The organism is Mesorhizobium sp. M0052 (assembly GCF_040323255.1).
Classification (GTDB): Bacteria; Pseudomonadota; Alphaproteobacteria; order Rhizobiales; family Rhizobiaceae; genus Mesorhizobium.
The window spans coordinates 70,685-90,170 of sequence record NZ_JAMYUS010000019.1 but is presented as its reverse complement, the minus strand read 5'-3'; the positions used below and the strand labels follow the sequence as shown (position 1 = coordinate 90,170).

At 63.2% G+C, this 19,486-nt stretch carries 21 protein-coding genes; 14 read left to right on the top strand and 7 right to left on the bottom strand.

Going from position 1 to position 19,486, the window contains the following annotated elements; translation table 11 throughout:
* Positions 1-223: 223 nt before the first annotated feature.
* The 13 genes from coxB (at position 224) to NKJ77_RS23750 (ending at position 10,156) form a co-directional block, all read left to right on the top strand.
* On the top strand, positions 224-1,120 hold the full coding sequence (gene coxB, locus NKJ77_RS23810) for a cytochrome c oxidase subunit II (RefSeq protein ID WP_050485823.1): 897 nt from the start codon (positions 224-226) through the stop codon (positions 1,118-1,120).
* A 38-nt stretch (positions 1,121-1,158) separates the two neighbouring features.
* Positions 1,159-2,811, top strand: a complete 1,653-nt coding sequence (gene ctaD / locus NKJ77_RS23805; protein ID WP_023668420.1) for a cytochrome c oxidase subunit I — start codon at positions 1,159-1,161, stop codon at positions 2,809-2,811.
* A gap of 70 nt (positions 2,812-2,881) precedes the next feature.
* Positions 2,882-3,826 (top strand): heme o synthase, encoded by a 945-nt coding sequence (locus tag NKJ77_RS23800; RefSeq protein WP_023830285.1) that lies wholly within the window; start codon positions 2,882-2,884, stop codon positions 3,824-3,826.
* A complete protein-coding gene (locus NKJ77_RS23795; protein ID WP_023668418.1) occupies positions 3,823-3,978 on the top strand; it encodes a cytochrome c oxidase system small membrane protein in 156 nt (51 codons plus the stop codon). The genes NKJ77_RS23800 and NKJ77_RS23795 overlap by 4 nt, the downstream gene beginning before the upstream one ends.
* A gap of 8 nt (positions 3,979-3,986) precedes the next feature.
* Positions 3,987-4,613 (top strand): cytochrome c oxidase assembly protein, encoded by a 627-nt coding sequence (locus NKJ77_RS23790; protein WP_023692073.1) that lies wholly within the window; start codon positions 3,987-3,989, stop codon positions 4,611-4,613.
* A 1-nt stretch (position 4,614) separates the two neighbouring features.
* Positions 4,615-5,496, top strand: a complete 882-nt coding sequence (locus NKJ77_RS23785; RefSeq protein WP_023668416.1) for a cytochrome c oxidase subunit 3 — start codon at positions 4,615-4,617, stop codon at positions 5,494-5,496.
* Between the two features lie 77 nt (positions 5,497-5,573).
* On the top strand, positions 5,574-5,714 hold the full coding sequence (locus NKJ77_RS23780) for a L,D-transpeptidase family protein (RefSeq protein WP_023668415.1): 141 nt from the start codon (positions 5,574-5,576) through the stop codon (positions 5,712-5,714).
* 13 nt (positions 5,715-5,727) lie between these two features.
* Positions 5,728-6,114 carry a DUF983 domain-containing protein gene (locus tag NKJ77_RS23775; RefSeq protein ID WP_023685423.1) on the top strand — a complete coding sequence of 129 codons (387 nt, stop codon included), beginning with the start codon at positions 5,728-5,730 and terminating at the stop codon, positions 6,112-6,114.
* Positions 6,111-6,866: an SURF1 family protein gene (locus NKJ77_RS23770; protein ID WP_023685424.1), complete on the top strand. Its 756-nt coding sequence runs from the start codon at positions 6,111-6,113 to the stop codon at positions 6,864-6,866. The genes NKJ77_RS23775 and NKJ77_RS23770 overlap by 4 nt, the downstream gene beginning before the upstream one ends.
* Positions 6,867-7,028: 162 nt before the next feature.
* Positions 7,029-8,039: a 4-hydroxy-3-methylbut-2-enyl diphosphate reductase gene (gene ispH, locus NKJ77_RS23765; protein WP_023685425.1), complete on the top strand. Its 1,011-nt coding sequence runs from the start codon at positions 7,029-7,031 to the stop codon at positions 8,037-8,039.
* 7 nt (positions 8,040-8,046) lie between these two features.
* On the top strand, positions 8,047-9,009 hold the full coding sequence (locus tag NKJ77_RS23760) for a homoserine kinase (protein WP_023827465.1): 963 nt from the start codon (positions 8,047-8,049) through the stop codon (positions 9,007-9,009).
* Complete coding sequence (gene rnhA / locus NKJ77_RS23755) at positions 9,006-9,542, top strand: ribonuclease HI (protein WP_023830284.1); 537 nt, start codon at positions 9,006-9,008, stop codon at positions 9,540-9,542. Before NKJ77_RS23760 ends, rnhA begins: the two co-directional genes overlap by 4 nt.
* Positions 9,543-9,571: 29 nt before the next feature.
* On the top strand, positions 9,572-10,156 hold the full coding sequence (locus NKJ77_RS23750; protein ID WP_023827463.1) for a histidine phosphatase family protein: 585 nt from the start codon (positions 9,572-9,574) through the stop codon (positions 10,154-10,156).
* 72 nt (positions 10,157-10,228) lie between these two features.
* Here the strand turns inward: NKJ77_RS23750 and NKJ77_RS23745 are convergent, their stop codons facing one another.
* From NKJ77_RS23745 to NKJ77_RS23735, 3 genes are all read right to left on the bottom strand, one after another.
* A complete protein-coding gene (locus NKJ77_RS23745; RefSeq protein WP_352535843.1) occupies positions 10,229-10,708 on the bottom strand; it encodes a DUF2938 domain-containing protein in 480 nt (159 codons plus the stop codon).
* An 87-nt stretch (positions 10,709-10,795) separates the two neighbouring features.
* The gene (locus NKJ77_RS23740; RefSeq protein WP_023698522.1) at positions 10,796-11,278 is read right to left on the bottom strand and encodes a peroxiredoxin; all 483 of its coding nucleotides are present in this window, start codon (positions 11,276-11,278) and stop codon (positions 10,796-10,798) included.
* 111 nt (positions 11,279-11,389) lie between these two features.
* Entirely contained in the window at positions 11,390-12,196 is an 807-nt protein-coding gene (locus NKJ77_RS23735; protein ID WP_352535842.1) for a protein-disulfide reductase DsbD domain-containing protein, read from the bottom strand.
* Positions 12,197-12,411: 215 nt separating this feature from the next.
* Here NKJ77_RS23735 and NKJ77_RS23730 point away from each other — a divergent pair, with 215 nt between their 5' ends.
* Entirely contained in the window at positions 12,412-13,020 is a 609-nt protein-coding gene (locus tag NKJ77_RS23730) for a YqgE/AlgH family protein (protein WP_023668405.1), read from the top strand.
* Positions 13,021-13,215: 195 nt separating this feature from the next.
* Here NKJ77_RS23730 and NKJ77_RS23725 read toward each other — a convergent pair whose 3' ends face one another.
* From NKJ77_RS23725 to thrC, 4 genes are read right to left on the bottom strand one after another with little or no spacing between them, the layout of a single operon-like run.
* Positions 13,216-16,104, bottom strand: a complete 2,889-nt coding sequence (locus NKJ77_RS23725) for an EAL domain-containing protein (protein WP_023706671.1) — start codon at positions 16,102-16,104, stop codon at positions 13,216-13,218.
* Positions 16,105-16,107: 3 nt separating this feature from the next.
* A complete protein-coding gene (locus tag NKJ77_RS23720; RefSeq protein ID WP_023698526.1) occupies positions 16,108-16,704 on the bottom strand; it encodes a GNAT family N-acetyltransferase in 597 nt (198 codons plus the stop codon).
* A 14-nt stretch (positions 16,705-16,718) separates the two neighbouring features.
* The gene (locus NKJ77_RS23715; protein ID WP_023668402.1) at positions 16,719-18,011 is read right to left on the bottom strand and encodes a M16 family metallopeptidase; all 1,293 of its coding nucleotides are present in this window, start codon (positions 18,009-18,011) and stop codon (positions 16,719-16,721) included.
* A 14-nt stretch (positions 18,012-18,025) separates the two neighbouring features.
* The gene (gene thrC / locus NKJ77_RS23710; RefSeq protein WP_023824238.1) at positions 18,026-19,423 is read right to left on the bottom strand and encodes a threonine synthase; all 1,398 of its coding nucleotides are present in this window, start codon (positions 19,421-19,423) and stop codon (positions 18,026-18,028) included.
* Between the last annotated feature and the right edge of the window lie 63 nt (positions 19,424-19,486).

The window sequence follows — 19,486 nt, the reverse complement described above, 5'->3', positions numbered from 1 at the left end:
TCCTGACACAAGCCCGCATAGCCTGTCTGTCGACGACCCGCGCGGGCCACGAGGCCGTCGAAACAGCGCGGCAGCACTTGCGCGCAAAAATGCCGCACGGTTTCGCCCGCTCCTTTCTTGCGGAGGGAAATAGAGTATGGTTTGAACCACCCTTGGGACTGCCCGGGATTCCCATCCCGGCATTGTTCGATATTCTTGCGTCGCGATCGCGAGGAACCGGGAGATGAAGAGGGCGATGAGAAAATTCCCAGCAAGCGCCAAATTGATGGCAACGGCAGGCGCCGCCGCCGCATTTTTCGCCGGTGCCTCCGCCCATGCGGCCCAGCCGCAGCCGTGGGAGATGACTTTTCAGCCGCCGGCGACAGACATGATGCGGCAGATCGAGTGGTTCGGGAACTACACGATGTGGTTCGTCGTCCCGATCACTGCTTTGGTTCTGGCGCTTCTCGCCTGGTGCATCTTCAGGTTCCGCGCCAGCAAAAACCCGGTTCCGTCCAAGACCAGCCACAACACGCTGATCGAGATCATCTGGACAGTCGGGCCGGTCGTCGTCCTGCTGTTCATCGCCATTCCCTCGTTCCAGTTGCTGACGGCGCAGTACACGCCGCCGGAAGAGGCCAAGCTGACCGTCAAGGTAACGGGCAATCAGTGGAACTGGGACTATGAGTACCAGACCGAGAACACGCTCTCCTTCAACTCGGCCATCCTGCAGGACGCCGACCGCGCCGCGATCGGCAAGGAAGACCGCAAGGTCTATCCGCGCCTGCTGGCGGTCGACAACGAGCTGGTCGTGCCGGTCAACACCATGACGCGCGTCCTGGTTACCGCAGCCGACGTGATCCATTCCTTTGCCGTTCCGGCCTTCGGCATCAAGATGGACGCGGTTCCCGGCCGCACCAACGAGACGTGGTTCAAGGCGGAAAAGGAAGGCATCTATTACGGCCAGTGCTCGCAGCTCTGCGGCAAGGACCATGCCTTCATGCCGATCGCCGTCCGCGTCGTATCCGATGCGCAGTACAAGACCTGGCTGGCAGCAGCCAAGACCGACCTCCCCGGCGCCAACAAGGCGCTGATGGCCGAGGTCGACGGTACCAACAAGGTAGCGGCCGCCGGCAATTGATGCCGCGGGTTAGCAAGAATTAGGGAACGGAGCCGACCATGGCAGAAGCTGCAGCTCACGACGACCACGACCACAAGCCCTATCATGGCTGGGTCCGGTGGGTGTACTCCACCAACCACAAGGACATCGGCACGCTCTACCTGATCTTCGCGATTTTCGCGGGCATCGTCGGCGGCGCGCTTTCGGTCGTCATCCGCATGGAGCTGCAGGAGCCGGGCATCCAGATCTTCACCGGTCTGGCGCAGATGGTCTATGGCATGAACGGCGATGCCGCCATCGACGGCGGCAAGAGCATGTACAACGCCTTCGGCACCGCGCACGCGCTGATCATGATCTTCTTCATGGTCATGCCGGCGCTGATCGGCGGCTTCGCCAACTGGATGGTGCCGATCATGATCGGCGCGCCTGACATGGCCTTCCCGCGCATGAACAACATCTCGTTCTGGCTGCTGCCGCCGGCCTTCCTGCTGCTCATCGCTTCGGCTTTCATGCCGAGCGCGCCCGGCGCCTATGGCGTTGGCGGCGGCTGGACGCTCTATCCGCCGCTGTCGACCTCCGGCCAGCCCGGGCCGGCCATGGATCTGGCGATCCTGTCGATCCACATTGCCGGCGCGTCCTCGATCCTCGGCGCCATCAACTTCATCACCACCATTTTCAACATGCGCGCGCCGGGCATGACGCTGCACAAAATGCCGCTATTTGCCTGGTCGGTTCTGATCACCGCCTTCCTGCTGCTCTTGTCGCTTCCGGTTCTGGCCGGTGGCATCACCATGCTGCTTACCGACCGCAATTTCGGCACCACCTTCTTCGCCCCGGATGGCGGCGGCGATCCGATCCTGTTCCAGCATCTGTTCTGGTTCTTTGGTCACCCCGAAGTGTACATCCTGATCCTGCCGGGCTTCGGCATCATCAGCCACATCGTCTCGACCTTCTCGAAGAAGCCGGTGTTCGGCTATCTCGGCATGGCCTACGCCATGGTCGCGATCGGCGCCGTCGGCTTCATCGTCTGGGCGCACCACATGTACACGACCGGCCTGTCGCTCGACACGCAGCGCTACTTCGTCTTCGCCACCATGGTCATCGCCGTACCGACAGGCGTGAAGATCTTCTCCTGGATCGCGACGATGTGGGGCGGCTCGATCTCGTTCAAGACGCCGATGCTGTGGGCGCTGGGCTTCATCTTCCTGTTCACGGTCGGCGGCGTCACCGGCGTCCAGCTCGCCAACGCCGGCCTCGACCGCTCGCTGCATGACACCTATTTCGTCATTGCCCACTTCCACTATGTGCTGTCGCTGGGTGCGGTCTTCGCCATCTTCGCCGGCTGGTACTACTGGTTCCCCAAGATGACCGGCTACATGTACTCGCCGGTGATCGCCAACACCCACTTCTGGGTCACCTTCGTCGGCGTCAATTTGATCTTCTTCCCGCAGCATTTCCTCGGCCTGGCCGGCATGCCGCGCCGCACCATCGACTATCCCGACGCGTTCGCCGGCTGGAACATGGTGTCGTCCTACGGCTCCTATATATCGGCCGTCGGCGTGGTGATCTTCCTCTATGGCGTGTTCGAGGCCTTCCAGAAGAAGCGCGTCGCCGGCGCCAATCCGTGGGGCGAGGGTGCAACGACGCTCGAATGGCAGCTGCCTTCGCCGCCGCCCTTCCACCAGTGGGAACAGCTGCCGAAGATCAAGTAAGGCAGCCCGAATACGAAACCGCCGGCCCGCCGGCGGTTTCGGCCAACGGAATGATTGGACTTATGTACGCATGGCCCTTTTCGACGACCCAATGATTGACGAAGCGGGCTTTCGCATGTCGGAAGCCACGTCGGGCGATTTCTTCGCCCTGCTGAAGCCGCGCGTCATGTCGCTGGTGGTGTTCACGGCCTTTGTCGGCATGGTCGCTGCGCCCGTGGCCATCAACCCGCTGCTGGCGGTGATCGCCATCCTGGCCATTGCCATCGGCGCCGGCGCCTCGGGTGCGCTCAACATGTGGTACGACGCCGACATCGATGCGGTGATGAGCCGGACCGCCGGCCGCCCGGTACCCTCCGGCCGCATCCTGCCCGGCGAAGCCCTGAGCTTCGGCCTTGTGCTTTCGGTGCTGTCCGTGATGACGCTGGGCGTGCTGGTCAACTGGCTGTCGGCGGCGCTGCTTGCCTTCACCATCTTCTTCTACGCCGTCGTCTACACGATGTGGCTGAAGCGCTCGACGCCGCAGAACATCGTCATCGGCGGCGCCGCCGGCGCCATCCCGCCGGTCATCGGCTGGGCCGCGGTGACCGGAACGGTGAGCCTGGAAAGCCTCGTCCTGTTCCTGATCATCTTCCTGTGGACGCCGCCGCACTTCTGGGCGCTGGCGCTGTTCAAGTCCGACGACTACGCCAAGGCTGGCATCCCGATGATGCCGAACGTTGCCGGCCAGGCCTCGACCCGCCGCCAGATCTTTGCCTACGCCCTGATCCTGGCGCCGATCGGTGTGCTGCCCTGGGTGCTCGGTTTCACCACCGCCTTCTATGGCGTCGCATCAGTGGCTCTCGGCGCCGGCTTCGTCTGGTATGCATGGAAAGTGCTGTGCATGACCGATAGCGACCGCGTCATGAAGCCGGCCAAGGCTCTGTTCGCCTATTCGCTGCTCTACCTCTTCGCCATCTTCGCCATCTATCTTGCCGACTGTGTCGTCGGTCGCGCTTTGGCCATCGGTGGAGCATGACCATGATCGACAAGAAGCTTGAACTGGTCACGCTGACCGAAAGCCAGAAGAAGGCGCGGCGCAACCGTTCGGCGGCGATCGGCGTCGCGCTGGCGATTCTGGTCGTCATCTTCTACGTCGCGACCATCGTGAAATTCGGCCATACCGGATGAGGCCGATGATGACCCGCCAGACCGTGACCGATCCCAGGAAGAAGAACACCAACCGCGTCGTCGCCGCCGTCTGCGTCGCCTTTTTCGGCGGCATGATCGGGATGGCCTACGCCGCGGTGCCGCTCTACAAGATGTTCTGCCAGGCCACCGGCTATGGCGGCACGACGCAGCGCGCCGAAAAGCAATATGCCGGCCGCATCCTCGACCGCGACATCACCGTGCGCTTCGACGCCAACACCAACGGCATTCCCTGGCAGTTCCAGCCGGTCGCCCGCTCGGTCACCATCAAGATCGGCGAGACCACGCAGGCGCATTACAGCGCCACCAACAAGTTCGACCGCGCCGTTACCGGCCGCGCCACCTTCAACGTGCAGCCGGAACTGGCGGGCCCCTACTTCAACAAGGTCGAATGTTTCTGCTTCACCGACACGACGCTGAAGCCCGGCGAGACGCTGGACATGCCGGTCGTGTTCTATGTGGATCCCGATATCGTCAACGTGCCGGAACTGAAGGACTTGAAGACGATCACCCTGTCCTACACCATGTTCCCGGTCCAAAAGAACAAGCCGGTGGCGTCATCGACGCCGGACAGCAGCAGCAAAGTTTCAGATACCGAAGCAAATCTCGGGGGTTGATATGGCAGACGCGCACGCAAAACCACAACACGACTACCATCTCGTCAACCCGAGCCCGTGGCCCTTCCTGGGGTCGATCGGCGCGCTGGTGACTGCAGTCGGCGGCGTCGCCCTGATGCAGTATCTCAAGAACGGCGATTTTCCGATTTTCGGCCACAACATCGCCAATCCGTGGCTGTTCTTCATCGGCCTGGTCATCGTCCTCTACACGATGTTTGCCTGGTGGTCGGACACCATCAAGGAAGCGCATGAGGGCCACCACACGCGCGTCGTGTCGCTGCATCTGCGCTACGGCATGATCATGTTCATCGCTTCGGAAGTGATGTTCTTCGTTGCCTGGTTCTGGGCCTATTTCGATGCCAGCCTGTTTCCGAGCGAAGTGCAGAATTACGCCCGCACCGCTTTCACTGGCGGCGTCTGGCCGCCGAAGGGTCTCGAAGTCCTCGATCCCTTCCATCTGCCGCTCTACAACACCATCATCCTGCTTCTGTCGGGCACCACGGTGACATGGGCGCACCATTCGCTCATCCATGGCGACCGCAAGGGCCTGATCAACGGCCTGGTGCTGACCGTCGGCCTCGGCATGCTGTTCACCATGGTGCAGGCCTACGAGTACATGCACGCTCCGTTCGGCTTCAAGGATTCCATCTACGGCGCCACCTTCTTCATGGCGACCGGCTTCCATGGCTTCCACGTCATCATCGGCACCATCTTCCTGCTGGTCTGCCTGATCCGCGCCTGGAAAGGCGACTTCACGCCCAAGCAGCATTTCGGCTTCGAGGCGGCTGCCTGGTACTGGCACTTCGTCGACGTGGTCTGGCTGTTCCTGTTCGCATCGATCTACGTCTGGGGATCGGTCGGCGCGGTGATCGAAGGCCACTGACGGCTTTCACCGAACCGACAAATCAGAAGGGCGGTCGCGGCAACGCGGTCGCCTTTCTTCTTTTCGGCGCCCCATCAATGGCCAACGGATTCGGCTGGTCGGGCTGGCTGCTTCAATTGGTCGACTGGACCGATGGCTGCATTGGGGTTACCGACTGCGACATGGACGAAATCTGGACTATGGTGCCGGATGGAACGCTGATCGAAATCGAGCCGTAAAGCATGACTATCCATGAGTGAAGACAGGGCGATCTGGCCACCCATCGAGCCGATCTCGGCCGGCCTGCACGGACGCTGCCCGCGCTGCGGCGAAGGACGGCTGTTTTCCGGCTTCCTCACCGTCGGCAAGCGCTGCAACAATTGCGGCCTCGACTATTCCTACGCCGATGCCGGCGACGGCCCGGCGGTGTTCGTCATCCTGATCATCGGCTTCATCGTCGTGGGGCTGGCGCTGTGGGTGGAGGTCACGCTGAGCCCGCCGCTCTGGCTGCATTTCATCATCTGGATACCGCTGGCCGTGGGACTGTGCCTGACGGCGCTGAGGTTGATCAAGGGGGTGCTGCTGACGCTTCAATACGCCAACAAGGCGGCCGAAGGCCGCCTGGACCAAGGGCAATGAGCGAGGCGCTGACCAAGCCCGCCGGCCGCTCGCGGCCGAAGACGGCATTGCTGCTCGGCCTCGGCCTGGTGGTGTTCGTCATCCTGCTCGGGCTTGGCACATGGCAGGTGCAGCGCCTGTACTGGAAGGAAGCCCTTCTGCAGACCATCGACCAGCGCACCCATTCAGCGCCGCAGCCGCTGGCGGACGTCGAGAAGGAATTCGCCGCCACCGGTGATGTCGACTACACGCCGGTCACCGTCAGCGGGACGTTCCTGCACTCCGGCGAGCGGCATTTCTACGCCACATGGGACGGCGACGCCGGCTTCAACGTCTATACCCCGCTGGCCCTCGACGATGGCCGCTATGTCCTGATCAACCGCGGCTTCGTTCCCTATGATGTCAAGGATGCCGCCAAGCGCCCGCAAGGGCAGGTGACCGGCAAGGTCACGGTCACCGGCCTGGCGCGCAACCCGCTGCCGGCCAAGCCGTCGATGATGCTGCCCGACAATGACGTGGCCAAGAACATCTTCTATTGGAAGGATCGTGATGTCATGGCGGCGAGTGCCGGCCTGCCGGCCGGTGCCGTGCTGGTGCCGATCTTCATCGACGCCGACAAGACGCCGAACCCGGGCGGGCTGCCGGTCGGCGGCGTCACCATCATCGACCTGCCGAATTCTCATCTGCAATATGCCTTCACCTGGTATGGCCTGGCGGCGGCTCTTGCCGCGGTTCTGATCGTCAGGCTGCGCGGTCCGGCAAAGACTGAATGATCCAGAGCATCACCCCGAAAAGTGGGAACCGGTTTCGGACAAGATCATGCTCCAACAAAGAGTTAGATCAGGTTGACCATTCAACCTGATCTCAACTGCCCTTGACAGGGCAGGGGTGCACACCTCATTTCGCGTCACGATACGATCAACCGATCTGGAATCATGCTGCAGACCGCCACAAAACCACCGCTGACGATCCGGCTCTGCCAGCCGCGCGGCTTTTGCGCCGGTGTCGACCGCGCCATCCAGATCGTCGTGCTGGCGTTGAAGAAATACGGCGCGCCGGTCTATGTCCGCCACGAGATCGTGCACAACCGCTATGTCGTCGAGGGCCTGCAAAGCCTTGGCGCGGTTTTCATCGAGGAACTCTCGGAAATCCCGGCCGAGCACCGCAAGTCGCCGGTTGTCTTCTCGGCCCACGGCGTGCCGAAATCGGTGCCGGCCGACGCCAAGGCACGCGAGCTCTTCTATCTCGACGCCACCTGCCCGCTGGTGTCCAAGGTGCACAAGCAGGCGATGCGCCATCAGCGGCTCGGCCGCCATGTGCTTCTGATCGGCCATGCCGGCCATCCCGAAGTGATCGGCACCATGGGCCAACTGGCTGAAGGCGCCGTCACGCTGATCGAGACCGAAGCCGACGCTGGGACCTTTGCCCCCGCCGACCCGGAAGCGCTCGGCTTCGTAAGCCAGACAACGTTGTCGGTCGAAGACACTGCCGGCATATTGCGGGTGCTGCAGGAGCGCTTCCCGCAACTGCATGCACCGGCCGCCGAATCGATCTGCTACGCCACCACCAACCGCCAGGAAGCGGTCAAGGAAACCGCCGCCGGCGCCGATCTCTATCTGATCGTCGGTGCGCCCAATTCCTCCAATTCGCGCCGTCTTGTCGAAGTGGCGGAGCGCGCCGGCGCCACCATGTCGCTTCTCGTACAGCGCGCCGCCGAAATTCCGTGGAATGACATCACAAATATCTCGACGCTCGGCCTGTCTGCCGGCGCGTCGGCGCCGGAGATCATCGTCGACGAGATCATCGACGCCTTCCGCCAGCGCTTCGAGGTGACCATCGACCTGGCGATCACGGCCACCGAAACGGAGGATTTTCCAGTCATGCGGGTTCTGCGCGATGTCGAACTGACACGGGCCGACATGGCCTTCGTCAACGGAGCCGCGTGAACAGCCCATGGCGGTCTACACCGACGTCAATGAAGGCGAACTCGGCGCGTTCCTGAGGGCATATCCGGTCGGCGAACTCTTGTCCTACAAGGGTATCGCCGAAGGCACGGAGAATTCGAATTTCCTGCTGCACACCTCAAGCGGCTCTTACATACTGACGCTCTACGAGAAGCGCGTCGACAAGGCCGACCTGCCGTTCTTCCTCGGCCTGATGGGCCATCTCGCCCGCAAAGGCATTTCCTGTCCGCTGCCGGTGACCGCGCATGACGGCACCGTCATCGGCACGCTGGCCGGCCGTCCCGCGGTCATCATCACCTTCCTCGAAGGCCTGTCGCTGCGGCGGCCGACAGCGGCGCATTGCGCGGAGGTCGGCAAGTCCCTCGCCGCACTGCATTTGGCCGGGCAGGATTTTGCGATGACGCGTAACAACGCACTGGCCATCGAGGGCTGGCGCAAACTCTGGAATGCCTCGCGCGACCGAGCCGACGAGGTCGAGCCGGGACTGGCGGCCGAGGTCGACGCGGATTTCGCGGATTTCGAACGCCATTGGCCGCAGGGCCTGCCGGCAGGCATCATCCATGCCGATCTGTTTCCCGACAATGTCTTCTTCCTCGGCGAGAAACTGTCCGGCCTCATCGACTTCTATTTCGCCTGCCACGACCTCTACGCCTATGACGTCGCCACCTGTCTCAACGCCTGGTGTTTCGAGAAGGATTTCTCCTTCAACCTGACCAAAGGCACGGCGCTGCTGGCCGGCTATCAGAGCGTGCGGCCTTTGAGCGAGGGCGAGAAAGCAGCGCTGCCGATGCTTTCGCGTGGCTCGGCGCTGCGCTTTATGCTGACCCGGCTCTATGACTGGCTGACCGTTCCCGACGGCGGGCTGGTCATGAAGCGCGATCCGACCGAATATATCCGCCGCATGCGCTTCCACCGCGCGATCAAGTCGCCTTCGGAATACGGACTGACATGACCAAGCAGGTCGAAATCTTCACCGACGGTGCCTGCTCGGGCAATCCCGGTCCCGGCGGCTGGGGCGCCATCCTGCGCTTCAACGGCAAGACCAAGGAATTGTCGGGCGGCGAGGCCGAGACGACCAATAACCGTATGGAACTGCTGGCCGCCATCTCGGCGCTGAATGCGCTGAAGGAGCCGTGCGCCGTCGAGCTTCACACCGACAGCAAATATGTCATGGACGGTATCTCCAAATGGATCCACGGCTGGAAGAAAAACGGCTGGAAGACCGCCGACAAGAAGCCGGTCAAGAACGGTGAACTGTGGCAGGCGCTGGATGAGGCCAATCGGCGCCACAACGTGACCTGGAACTGGGTCAAGGGCCATGCCGGCCACACCGAGAACGAACGCGCCGACGAACTCGCAAGGGAAGGCATGGCGCCGTTCAAGAGGGGCTCAGCCAAACCTGCGGCGCCGAAAGTGGCGCTGAAGCCGGCGGCATCCGAGAAGCAGCCGGCGCCGCGGGCACGGCGCTCGACCCAGAGCTATTGAGCTCAAGCTATCGGCAGGAGACCTCACTCATGCCGATCGTATACTACATCACCCATCCCCAGGTTCAGATCGATGCCAACGTTCCCGTGCCGCACTGGGGGCTGTCCGAGATCGGACGAGCGACAGCATCAGCCATGCTCGATCAGCCATGGGTCGGGTCGATTCGCCGTGTCGTCTCGTCGGCCGAGCGCAAGGCGATCGAAACCGCCGAGATCCTTGGCAAACACCTCGGCCTCGCGGTCGAGGTGAGGGAGCGCATGCATGAGAACGATCGGTCGGCAACCGGCTTCCTGCCGCCGCCGGAGTTCGAGGTGGTCGCCGACCAGTTCTTCGCCGACCCGCACAAAAGCATCCGCGGCTGGGAACGGGCCATCGACGCCCAGCAACGCATTGTCAGCGAGGTCGAAACGGTGCTGGGTGCTGCCGACGGCGGCGACATTGCCTTCGTCGGCCATGGCGGCGTCGGAACGCTCTTGCTGCTCTCGCTCAGCGGCCGCGCAATCAGCCGCGCGGCGGATCAGCCGGCCGGCGGCGGCAATTACTTCGCCTATGATGTCGGCACGCGCCGCGTCGTCCACGGATGGCGGCCGATAGACAGTCTGGCGCCGCGCTAAAGCGGATGTCAGGAGATCATCGATACCGTAGCCGCGATGAAGCCGCTGGCGACCAGCGGATAGAACCTGTCCTCAGCGGATCAGCAGGGCCGTGCCGTAGAGGCCGAGCGCGAACACCGTGTGCGAGATCACGTTGAAGGCGCGGATCTGCATCGCGTTGGGGCGCTTTGACGCAGCCCAGCCGGCGCCCATGCCGGGCGCCAGCAGGAACCAGCCGGCGCCGATGGTGACCATGCCGAGGATGAAGGCCGGCAGGAAGGTCGGCGCGTCCAGCCATGCCGTGCCCGCCAGCGCCACCAGGATGAAGCCGTAGACGATGCCGGTGACATAATGGAAGGCCCAGCCCAGCGCCTGCTCATGCGCATAGGGTCCGGCATGGGCGATATCGTCGTGGAAAACCTTGCCTTCCCTAAGGTGCCAGACCCAGCGGCCGGGCGGCCCCCAGTTCGGCCGCGGCTGGCTGAGCGCCAGATGCAGGAACAGCGCCCAAAGATCCATCAGCACCGTGGCGCCGATGCCGATCGCAACGCTGCGCCAGATGATGTCAAACATCGTCGATGTCCCCCAAAGCAGGCAATCCGGCTGGAAGCGCGTCGTCGTCAGGCCATGGCGCTCATGAGCCGACGCGGCCGCCGCGGTTTAGAGCTGGCTCAGAATGTGAGCGGCACCCGATGTGTCGACTCCTGGCTTGGTCTCGACATTGAGCGCCGTGACCTTGCCGTTGTCGACGATCATCGAGAAGCGCTTCGAGCGCAATCCCATGCCGCCGCTGGAATAGTCGGAGTCGAGGCCGATCGACCTGGCGAAGTCGCCATTGCCGTCGGCGAGATAGAGGATCTTGCCTTGACCGCCGGTGAAATTGGCCCAGGCGCCCATGACATGGACATCGTTGACGGAGACGACGGCGATGGTGTCGACGCCGCGGGCCAGGATGGCATCGTGGTTCTCGAGATAGCCCGGCAGATGATTGTTGCTGCAGGTCGGCGTGAAGGCGCCTGGAACGCCGAACAGCACGACCTTCTTGCCCGCGAAAATCTCGGCCGAGGTGATCACCTTGGCGCCGTCGGCGGTCATTTCCTTGAAGGTCGCATCGGGCAGTTTGTCGCCAACGGCAATCGTCATGATGGTCCTCGTGTGAAAAGCAGGGAAGGTTTCTTGCGATAGCGAAATCGGGCATCTCCCGCAACCGCCGACAAGGCCTGGATCAAGGGAAAGCCTGGATCGGGTTCCGTATCAGGGGAACGGCAGAACGCCCTCGACCGCGCCTTCGGCACTTGTCAGGGTGTAATACAACCCGCCATCGGTCGGTGTCGTCGACGGCCGGTCGAGGATCGGAATGGTAAACACCAGCCGGCCGTCCTTTTCGCTGCGTGCAGGCGCCCCGAACATATAGTCGCGTCCCCCGGCGACGAATAAATCCGCCGCCTCCGGATCGCCGGGAAAAGTCGCCTCGACGATCAGCGTCTCATGGTCGCCCGGCAGCACCTTGATCCCGAAATCGGGCTTGGCAGGCGCGGGCAAGGTGGCGAGTGCAGCCTTCACCAGCGCCGCATCCTCGGCATTGTCGGGATCGGCGGCGGGATCGACGCTCAGCCGCGTCTGCACCGGAATACAGATCGTCTCGCAGATGCCAAGAAAGATGTCGGCATCGATGACGGCCGCATCCCCAGGCGACGACAAAGTGAATGTCACCGGCAGCGAGACCGGATGGTTGTAGCCGGCCCATTTGCCGTAGCCGTCGTCATGGCGCTGCGGCGGCGGGAAGGAAAACGCCGCATCGGTGATGTTGGTGCTGGCCGAAACGTCGATCTGCGGCGGCACGCCGGCGTCGCCCGGATCGCGCCAGTAGGTCTTCCAGCCGGGCTTGAGCGCAATGTCGAGCACGCCATGGATGCGACCGGCCTCGTCGGCCTTGCCTGATGTCACCAGCCGCACCCTGCCGCCTTCGCTGTTGTACCAGTCGGAAGAGGACGCGGCGGCGGGAATAGCTGCTCCGCATCCAATGGCGGCGCCGAGCAGCAGGATTTTCAATCTTTGCATGGCGTTGATTTGATCGTCAGTTCATGGCCGCGCAATGTTTTCATGGCGCTCTGCGTATCATATTTGCGTGACCTTCGGGCAAGGAACAGTTGGGTTCAAGCAATCGGCCGAGCGAAGTTCGCACTCAAGATTCAGTTGTTCCAACCATTGGGCTTTGGCCGAATCCCACGCGGCGCATCTTTTCGGCGTCCCGGAAACGCGTTACGCTCCCGTCCATGGACTTGTTGCGCCACAAAAAGACGGCCGGTGGACGCGGCTTTCTTGACGACCAGTTTCTGATTGCCATGCCCGGCATGAAGGACGATCGCTTCACGCGCTCGGTCATCTACATCTGTGCGCACAGCGATGAAGGCGCCATGGGCCTGATCATCAACCAGACGCAACAGATGCTGTTTCCCGATCTTCTGGTGCAGCTCGGCATCATGAACGAGCAGGAGGCGATCAGGCTGCCGGCGCAGGCTCGCGACTTCGTCGTGCGCAATGGCGGCCCCGTCGACCGTAGCCGCGGCTTCGTCCTGCACTCGGGCGACTACCGGGTGGAATCCTCGCTCACCGTCTCCGACGATATCTGCCTGACCGCGACGGTCGACATATTGCGCGCCATCTCGTCCGGCCGCGGCCCGCGGCGCGCGTTGATGGCGCTCGGCTATTCCGGCTGGGGCGCCGGCCAGCTGGAAACCGAGATCGCCGAGAATGGCTGGCTGACCTGTCCGGCCACGCCGGAGCTTCTGTTCGACGCCGACATCGAGCGCAAATACGACCGCATCCTGGCATCGATCGGGATTGATCTGGCGCATTTGAGCCTGGCCGCGGGGCACGCCTGAGGCCTCGCCTCGCCGACGTTCCGCCGAACCTTCGCGACTAGCCGAAGCCGCCCGCCACTTTCGTCATCCTAGGGTCTGCGCCGCGTCGCTGCGCTCCTTGCTTCGCCCTAGGATGACGAAGGCGCGGTCGCTTCAGCTAATTTTCGGGGTTCATTCCAATGTAACCACGCGCCTGCACGACGCATGCCTCACCCGTCACGCCTGCGTCATCGGGTACTGCTCTTTCAACGCCTTCAGCACCTGGTCGCCTGGCATCGGCGCGCCGAACATGAAGCTTTGCACATATTCGCAGCCCATCTGGCGCAGTTCCAGCGCATCGCTTTCGTCGGAAATGCCCTCGGCCACCACCGACAGGCCGAGTTCATGCGCCATGTTGACCATGGATTTGAGCAGCACCGCCCGCTTCGGCGTCGCGTCGTCGACGAAGCTCTTGTCGATCTTGATGGTGTCGAAGGGGAAGCGGGTCAGATAGGCGAGCGAGGAATAGCCGGTGCCGAAATCGTCCAGCGACAGGCCGATGCCGAGCTGCTTGAGCTTGGTCAGCACATGCGAGGTTTGCTCTGGATTGTCCATCACCAGCGATTCGGTAAGTTCGAGCCGGAAGCAGCGCGGCTTCAGATTGGCGCGCGCGATGACCGAGCGGACATCGCTGACCAGGTCGCGGCGGATCAGCTGGCGACTGGACAGATTGACCGACACCGACAGCGGCGTGTCGCCGATCTGCTTTTGCCAACCGGCGAGGTCTTCGGCCGCCTGCTGCATGGCAAACAGCCCAAGCTGCACGATCAGGCCACAGCTTTCGGCGACCGGGATGAAATCGCCCGGCGGGATCATGCCGCGGCGCGGATGGTCCCACCTCAGCAGCGCCTCGAAGCCGGCAATGCTGCCGTCCTCCAGCCGTACGATCGGCTGGTAGGCAAGGGTGAATTCGCGCCGCTCGATGGCGCGGCGCAGATCGGATTCGAATTGCAGCCGGTCGGTGCCGACGGTGCGGAAGGCCGGCCGGAACGGCTCGATCCTGTCACCGCCGAAGCGCTTGGCCTGGTGCATGGCAAGCTCGGCGTCCTTGACCATGTCTTCTGCCGAAGTCTGCGCCGAGGTCCAGGTGATCAGGCCGATCGAGGCAGTCAGCACGATCTCGCGCTTGGCGAAGGTGATCGGGTTGTTGATGGCGTGCTTGATGGCGTCTGCCACCGCCGCGATGCGGGAGGGTTCCTGTTCGGAGAGCAGCATCAGGGCGAACTGGTCACCGGCAAAGCGCGACAGCGAATCCTTCGGTTTCAACAGCCGGTGCAAACGGCGCGCAATGGTGAGCAGGATGGTGTCGCCGGCCGAGATGCCAAGCCCGTCATTGACCTGCTTGAAACGGTCGATGTCGATGACGAAGACGGTCGGGCGCACCTTCTCTTCGGTGCGCGCGATCGAGATGATGGCTTCCAGCCGGTTCATCAGAAGTTCGCGGTTGGGCAGGCCGGTCAGATTGTCGTGAACGGCATCGTGCAGCAGCCTTTCCTCGGACTTTTTCTGCTCGGTGACGTCGACCATGGTGCCGACGCAGCGAATCACTTCGCCGTCCGAGCCGATCACCGGCCGCGCCCGAAGCAAGAACCAGTGGTAGTGCCCGTCGGCGCCGCGCAGGCGGAAATTCTGCGAGACCCGGCCGCGCCGATGTTCGAGCACCACGTCGAGGGTGGTGCGGAACGTGTCGCGGTCGTCGGCATGCAGCACCGGCAGCCAGTTGCGGGCCGCACCCCCCAGGCTGTTGGGCGCCAGGCCAAGCTGGATGCTGACGTCGGGCTTGGTGACGACGCGGTCGCGCAGCACGTCCCAGTCCCACACCGTGTCGCCGGAGCCGGCCACGGCCAGCGCCTGGCGCTCGAGATCGGAGAACAGGCCCTGATGCAGCGCGCCGCCGGCAAAGGCATGCTGCATGACGGTGAAGCCGATCAAAAGGATGATCAGGATCAGCCCGCCGCCCAATGCCGGCTGGGCGATGTCGTTGTCGAGCATGCCGGTGATCGCCATCCACGACCCGCACAGCCATAGCAGCACCATCACCCAACTGGGCACCAGCATGATCGCACGGTCGTAACCACGAAGACCCAGCAGGATGATCAGGCCGAGCCCGGTCAGCGCGGTGGCGGCGAAGGACAGCCGGGCAATACCGGCGGCGACGGCCGGATCGATGATGGCCACACCCGCAATCAGCACCAGGCCGAGGATCCAGACCAGCGCGCCATAGCTGAAATGGCCGTGCCACCGGTTGAGGTTGAGATAGGCGAACAGGAACACCACGAAGGTCGCCGCAAGCGCCACCTCGGTTCCCGCTCGCCACATCTGCTCGTTGCCGGGCGATATCTCTATGATCTTGTTTAGAAAGCCGAAATCTACGCAGATATAGGCCAGAACCGCCCAGGCCAGCGCTGCGGTCGCCGGAAACATCGAGGTTCCCTTGACCACGAACAGAATTGTCAGGAACAGCGCCAGAAGGCCGGCAATGCCGATGACGATGCCGCGGAACAGCGTATAGGAATTGACCGAGTCCTTGTAGGCTTCCGGCTCCCATAGGTAGACCTGCGGCAGCTTCGGCGAGGCGAGTTCGGCGATGAAGGTGATCACCGTTCCCGGGTTCAGCGTCACCCGGAACACGTCGGCGTCGGAGCTTGACTGGCGGTCGAGCGCGAAGCCCTCGCTGGGTGTGATCGCGGCGATGCGGGTGGCGCCGAGATCGGGCCAGAAGATGCCGGAATTCACCAGCCGGAAATGCGGCGCCACGATCAGCCGGTCGAGCTGCTGGTCGGTGGTGTTGGCGAGCGCGAACACCGCCCAGTCGCCGCTCGAGCGCGCGTCATTGGCCTCGACCTCGATGCGCCGCACGATGCCGTCGGGACCGGGCGCGGTCGACACCTGGAAGTTTTCGCCCTGATTGACGTAGATCTGGACGGCGCGCGACAGGTCGAGCGCGACATCGTCGCGGGCAATCTTGATCGGTTCGACGGCGAAGGCCGGGAGCGCCGCGCAAAGCGTGACGACAACCGCCAGAACAAAGGCCAACAGCGACCCGTTTCGCAGGAAATTCGTCAAAAATCAGTCCTTCGTTCCAGCGCCCGGCGGATCGTCCGCGATCCGGGCGTAGAGGTAGTGGTCCTGCCAGATGCCGTTGATCCTGAGGTAGGATCGCAGAAGTCCTTCGCGCCGGAATCCGGCTTTTTCAAGCACGCGGATCGACCGGATATTGTCGGGAATACAGGCAGCTTCGATCCGGTGCAACCTCAGCGTATCGAAGGCGAAGCGGCAGACCACCTTGACCGCGTCGGTCATCAGGCCGCGGCCGCCAAACCGCTCTCCGATCCAGTACCCGACATGGCCACTTTGCGAGACGCCGTGGCGGATATTGCCGAGTGTAATGCCGCCTGCAAGCTTGCCGCTCGCCTTCTCGAAGATGAAGAAGGCGATGGCGGTTCCCTGCGCATAGTCTTCGCGGTAGCGGCCGATGCGCAGCCGCCAGGCGGTGCGGTCGAGTTCATCGGGCGTCCAGCGCGGCTCCCACGGTTCGAGGAAGGCACGGCTTTCGCCGCGCACCGCCGACCATTCGCGATAGTCGTTGGTGTAGGGCACGCGCAGCATGACCCGGTCGCCTTTCAGTGCCGGCAGGTCACGGCGAAAGAAAGGGAGCGCGAACACCGGCGCTTGAAGGCTTAGACGGCGAGCTTGCGGGCCGTGGTGTGCGTGCCCGCAAGCGAATCGAGAATCGCCTCATAGGGCGCGAGCGTACCCACCGGTCCAACCGCGGTCAGCGTCGGCTTGGTCGAAAACAGCCGGGACGAAAGGTCGGTCAGCCGCTCGACGGTCAGCGCCGACAGCCGTTCCATCAACTCCTCCTTGGCGATCGGCCGGCCGAACAGAAGCAGCTGCCTGGCGATCTGCGAGGCGCGGCTGGCCGGGCTTTCAGCCGACATGATCAGGCCGGCGCGGTATTGCGCGCGGGCGCGGTCGAGCTCTTCCTGAAGGATATTCTCGCCGGCCTTCTGCAGCTCGTCGATAATGACCGGAACCAGTTCGGCAATGTCGCTCTGCCCGGTCGCGGCATGAACGCCGAAGATGCCGGTATCGGAAAAACCCCAGTGGAAAGCATAGACCGAATAGCACAGGCCACGCTTTTCGCGAACCTCCTGGAACAGCCGGGACGACATGCCGCCGCCGAGGATCATCGACAGCACCTGCGAAGCGTAGAAATCGCGCACATGATAGGCTCGGCCTTCGAAGCCGAGCACGATCTGCGCGTCCATCAGGTCGCGATCCTCGCGGAAATCGCCGCCGACATACTGCGCATATTGCGGCATCGTGCTGTCGGACTTGCTGCGGAAACCGCCGAGCTGCTTTTCGACCTCGCGCACGAAATTGTCATGCTTGATGTCGCCTGCCGCCACGATCACCATCTTCTCGGCGCCATATTGGCGCTCGATGAAATCATGCAGCTGTTTGGAGGTGAAGGATTTGACGGTTTCCGGCGTGCCGAGGATCGAGCGGCCGATCGTCTGGTGGCGGAAGGCGGTCTCGGTGAAACGGTCGAAGACGATGTCGTCGGGTGTGTCGTGCGCGGCGCCGATCTCCTGCAGGATCACATGCTGCTCGCGCTCCAGTTCCTCTGGGTCGAATTCGGACTCCTGCAGGATATCGGCAAGGATATCCACCGCCAGCGGCACATCGTCGGACAGCACCCTGGCGTAATAGGACGTCGTCTCGACTGATGTGGCGGCATTGATCTCGCCGCCGACATCCTCGATTTCCGAGGCGATCTCGAAGGCCGTCCGCCTTTTCGTACCCTTGAAGGCCATATGCTCGAGCAGATGGGCCATTCCGTGCTCGTCGTCACGCTCATTGCGGGCGCCGGACTTGACCCAGGCGCCAAGGGCAACGGATTCGAGGCTTGGAAGGGTTTCGGTGGCGACTGTCAGGCCGTTCGACAGACGGCTTACCTCAACACCCATATGGCAAGTACTCCCTAACGCGCTGCCCTTGAGTGGCGGCTCACGTAATCTTCCACCATTTTCAGGTCGGATGGAAGTACCGTGTACTTTTCGTCGGCTGACATCAAGGACCCCAGCCATGCGGGCAGGGCCGGCCACACGCCGCAGGCGGCTTCGACGGCGGCCGGAAACTTGGCCGGGTGCGCCGTGCCCAGCACCACCATCGGCACTGCACCGTCGGCCTGGCCGGCGGCGACATGCACGGCCGCGGCCGTGTGCGGATCGAGCAGATAATTGCTGGATTCGAGCGTCGAGCGAATGGTGGCTGCAACCTCGTCCATATCGGCGCGCCCGGCGTCGAATTCGGACCGCATCCGGTCGATTTCCGCGGTTTCGATGGTGAAGGCGCCGGATTGCTTGAGGCCGGCCATGTAACGCCGCACCGTCTCTGCGTTACGGTCGCAGGCCTCGAACAGCAGTCGCTCGAAGTTCGACGATACCTGGATGTCCATCGATGGCGACGTCGTCGCAAACACACCCTTGGTGCGGTATTCACCGGTCGCGAAAGTGCGCGCCAATATGTCGTTGTCGTTGGTGGCGACGATCAGCCGCTCGATCGGCAGGCCCATCTTCTTGGCGGCGTAACCGGCGAAAATATCGCCGAAATTGCCGGTCGGCACGGTAAAGGAGACCGGCCTGTCCGGCGCGCCGAGCGAAAGCGCCGAGGAAAAATAATAGACGATCTGGGCCATGATGCGGGCCCAGTTGATCGAATTGACGCCCGACAGCGACACGCGATCACGAAAACCATGATCGTTGAACATATCCTTCAGCAGGCCCTGGCAATCGTCGAAATTGCCTTCGATCGCCAGCGCCTGGACGTTGGCGGCCGTCGATGTCGTCATCTGCCGCTGCTGCACCGGCGAGACGCGGCCATGCGGGAACATCACGAAAATGTCAGTTCGGTCGCGGCCGGCAAAGGCATCGATGGCGGCGCCGCCAGTGTCACCCGAGGTCGCGCCGACGATGGTGGCGCGCTGGCCGCGCTCAGTCAGTACATGGTCCATCAGCCGGGCAAGCAGCTGCATGGCAACGTCCTTGAAGGCCAGCGTCGGACCGTGGAAGAGCTCGAGGATGAACGTGTTGGCGCCGGTCTGCACCAGCGGGCAGACGGCCCGGTGGCGGAAGGTGGCATAGGCTTCTCGCACCAGGCGCTCGAAGACGGGTGCGGCGATCTCGCCGCCGAGGAACGGCGTCAGCACGCGGATGGCGAGGTCCGCATAGGGCAGGCCGCGCATGGCGCGGATCTCGGCTGCCGAAAACTGCGGCCATGTCTGCGGCACATAAAGCCCGCCGTCGCGGGCCAGCCCCGCCAGCACCGCATCGGCAAATCCAAGCACGGGCGCATCCCCGCGGGTACTCACATAGCGCATCGTCAAAGGTCCATTGCTGCCGCCGGTTTCATCCACGGCAATTGGTTAATTTTCCGAGCCGCC

What these genes read in the sequence shown, in the direction of transcription:
- ctaD (WP_023668420.1), top strand. Translation starts at nt 1,159, where the DNA reads ATGGCAGAAGCTGCAGCTCACGACGACCACGACCACAAGCCCTATCAT.
- NKJ77_RS23750 (WP_023827463.1), top strand. Translation starts at nt 9,572, where the DNA reads ATGCCGATCGTATACTACATCACCCATCCCCAGGTTCAGATCGATGCC.
- NKJ77_RS23770 (WP_023685424.1), top strand. Translation starts at nt 6,111, where the DNA reads ATGAGCGAGGCGCTGACCAAGCCCGCCGGCCGCTCGCGGCCGAAGACG.
- NKJ77_RS23800 (WP_023830285.1), top strand. Translation starts at nt 2,882, where the DNA reads ATGGCCCTTTTCGACGACCCAATGATTGACGAAGCGGGCTTTCGCATG.
- NKJ77_RS23740 (WP_023698522.1), bottom strand. Translation starts at nt 11,278, where the DNA reads ATGACGATTGCCGTTGGCGACAAACTGCCCGATGCGACCTTCAAGGAA.
- coxB (WP_050485823.1), top strand. Translation starts at nt 224, where the DNA reads ATGAAGAGGGCGATGAGAAAATTCCCAGCAAGCGCCAAATTGATGGCA.
- NKJ77_RS23715 (WP_023668402.1), bottom strand. Translation starts at nt 18,011, where the DNA reads ATGGGTGTTGAGGTAAGCCGTCTGTCGAACGGCCTGACAGTCGCCACC.
- NKJ77_RS23745 (WP_352535843.1), bottom strand. Translation starts at nt 10,708, where the DNA reads ATGTTTGACATCATCTGGCGCAGCGTTGCGATCGGCATCGGCGCCACG.
- NKJ77_RS23780 (WP_023668415.1), top strand. Translation starts at nt 5,574, where the DNA reads ATGGCCAACGGATTCGGCTGGTCGGGCTGGCTGCTTCAATTGGTCGAC.
- thrC (WP_023824238.1), bottom strand. Translation starts at nt 19,423, where the DNA reads ATGCGCTATGTGAGTACCCGCGGGGATGCGCCCGTGCTTGGATTTGCC.
- NKJ77_RS23775 (WP_023685423.1), top strand. Translation starts at nt 5,728, where the DNA reads ATGAGTGAAGACAGGGCGATCTGGCCACCCATCGAGCCGATCTCGGCC.
- rnhA (WP_023830284.1), top strand. Translation starts at nt 9,006, where the DNA reads ATGACCAAGCAGGTCGAAATCTTCACCGACGGTGCCTGCTCGGGCAAT.
- NKJ77_RS23785 (WP_023668416.1), top strand. Translation starts at nt 4,615, where the DNA reads ATGGCAGACGCGCACGCAAAACCACAACACGACTACCATCTCGTCAAC.
- NKJ77_RS23735 (WP_352535842.1), bottom strand. Translation starts at nt 12,196, where the DNA reads ATGCAAAGATTGAAAATCCTGCTGCTCGGCGCCGCCATTGGATGCGGA.
- NKJ77_RS23790 (WP_023692073.1), top strand. Translation starts at nt 3,987, where the DNA reads ATGACCCGCCAGACCGTGACCGATCCCAGGAAGAAGAACACCAACCGC.
- NKJ77_RS23730 (WP_023668405.1), top strand. Translation starts at nt 12,412, where the DNA reads ATGGACTTGTTGCGCCACAAAAAGACGGCCGGTGGACGCGGCTTTCTT.
- NKJ77_RS23795 (WP_023668418.1), top strand. Translation starts at nt 3,823, where the DNA reads ATGACCATGATCGACAAGAAGCTTGAACTGGTCACGCTGACCGAAAGC.
- NKJ77_RS23760 (WP_023827465.1), top strand. Translation starts at nt 8,047, where the DNA reads ATGGCGGTCTACACCGACGTCAATGAAGGCGAACTCGGCGCGTTCCTG.
- ispH (WP_023685425.1), top strand. Translation starts at nt 7,029, where the DNA reads ATGCTGCAGACCGCCACAAAACCACCGCTGACGATCCGGCTCTGCCAG.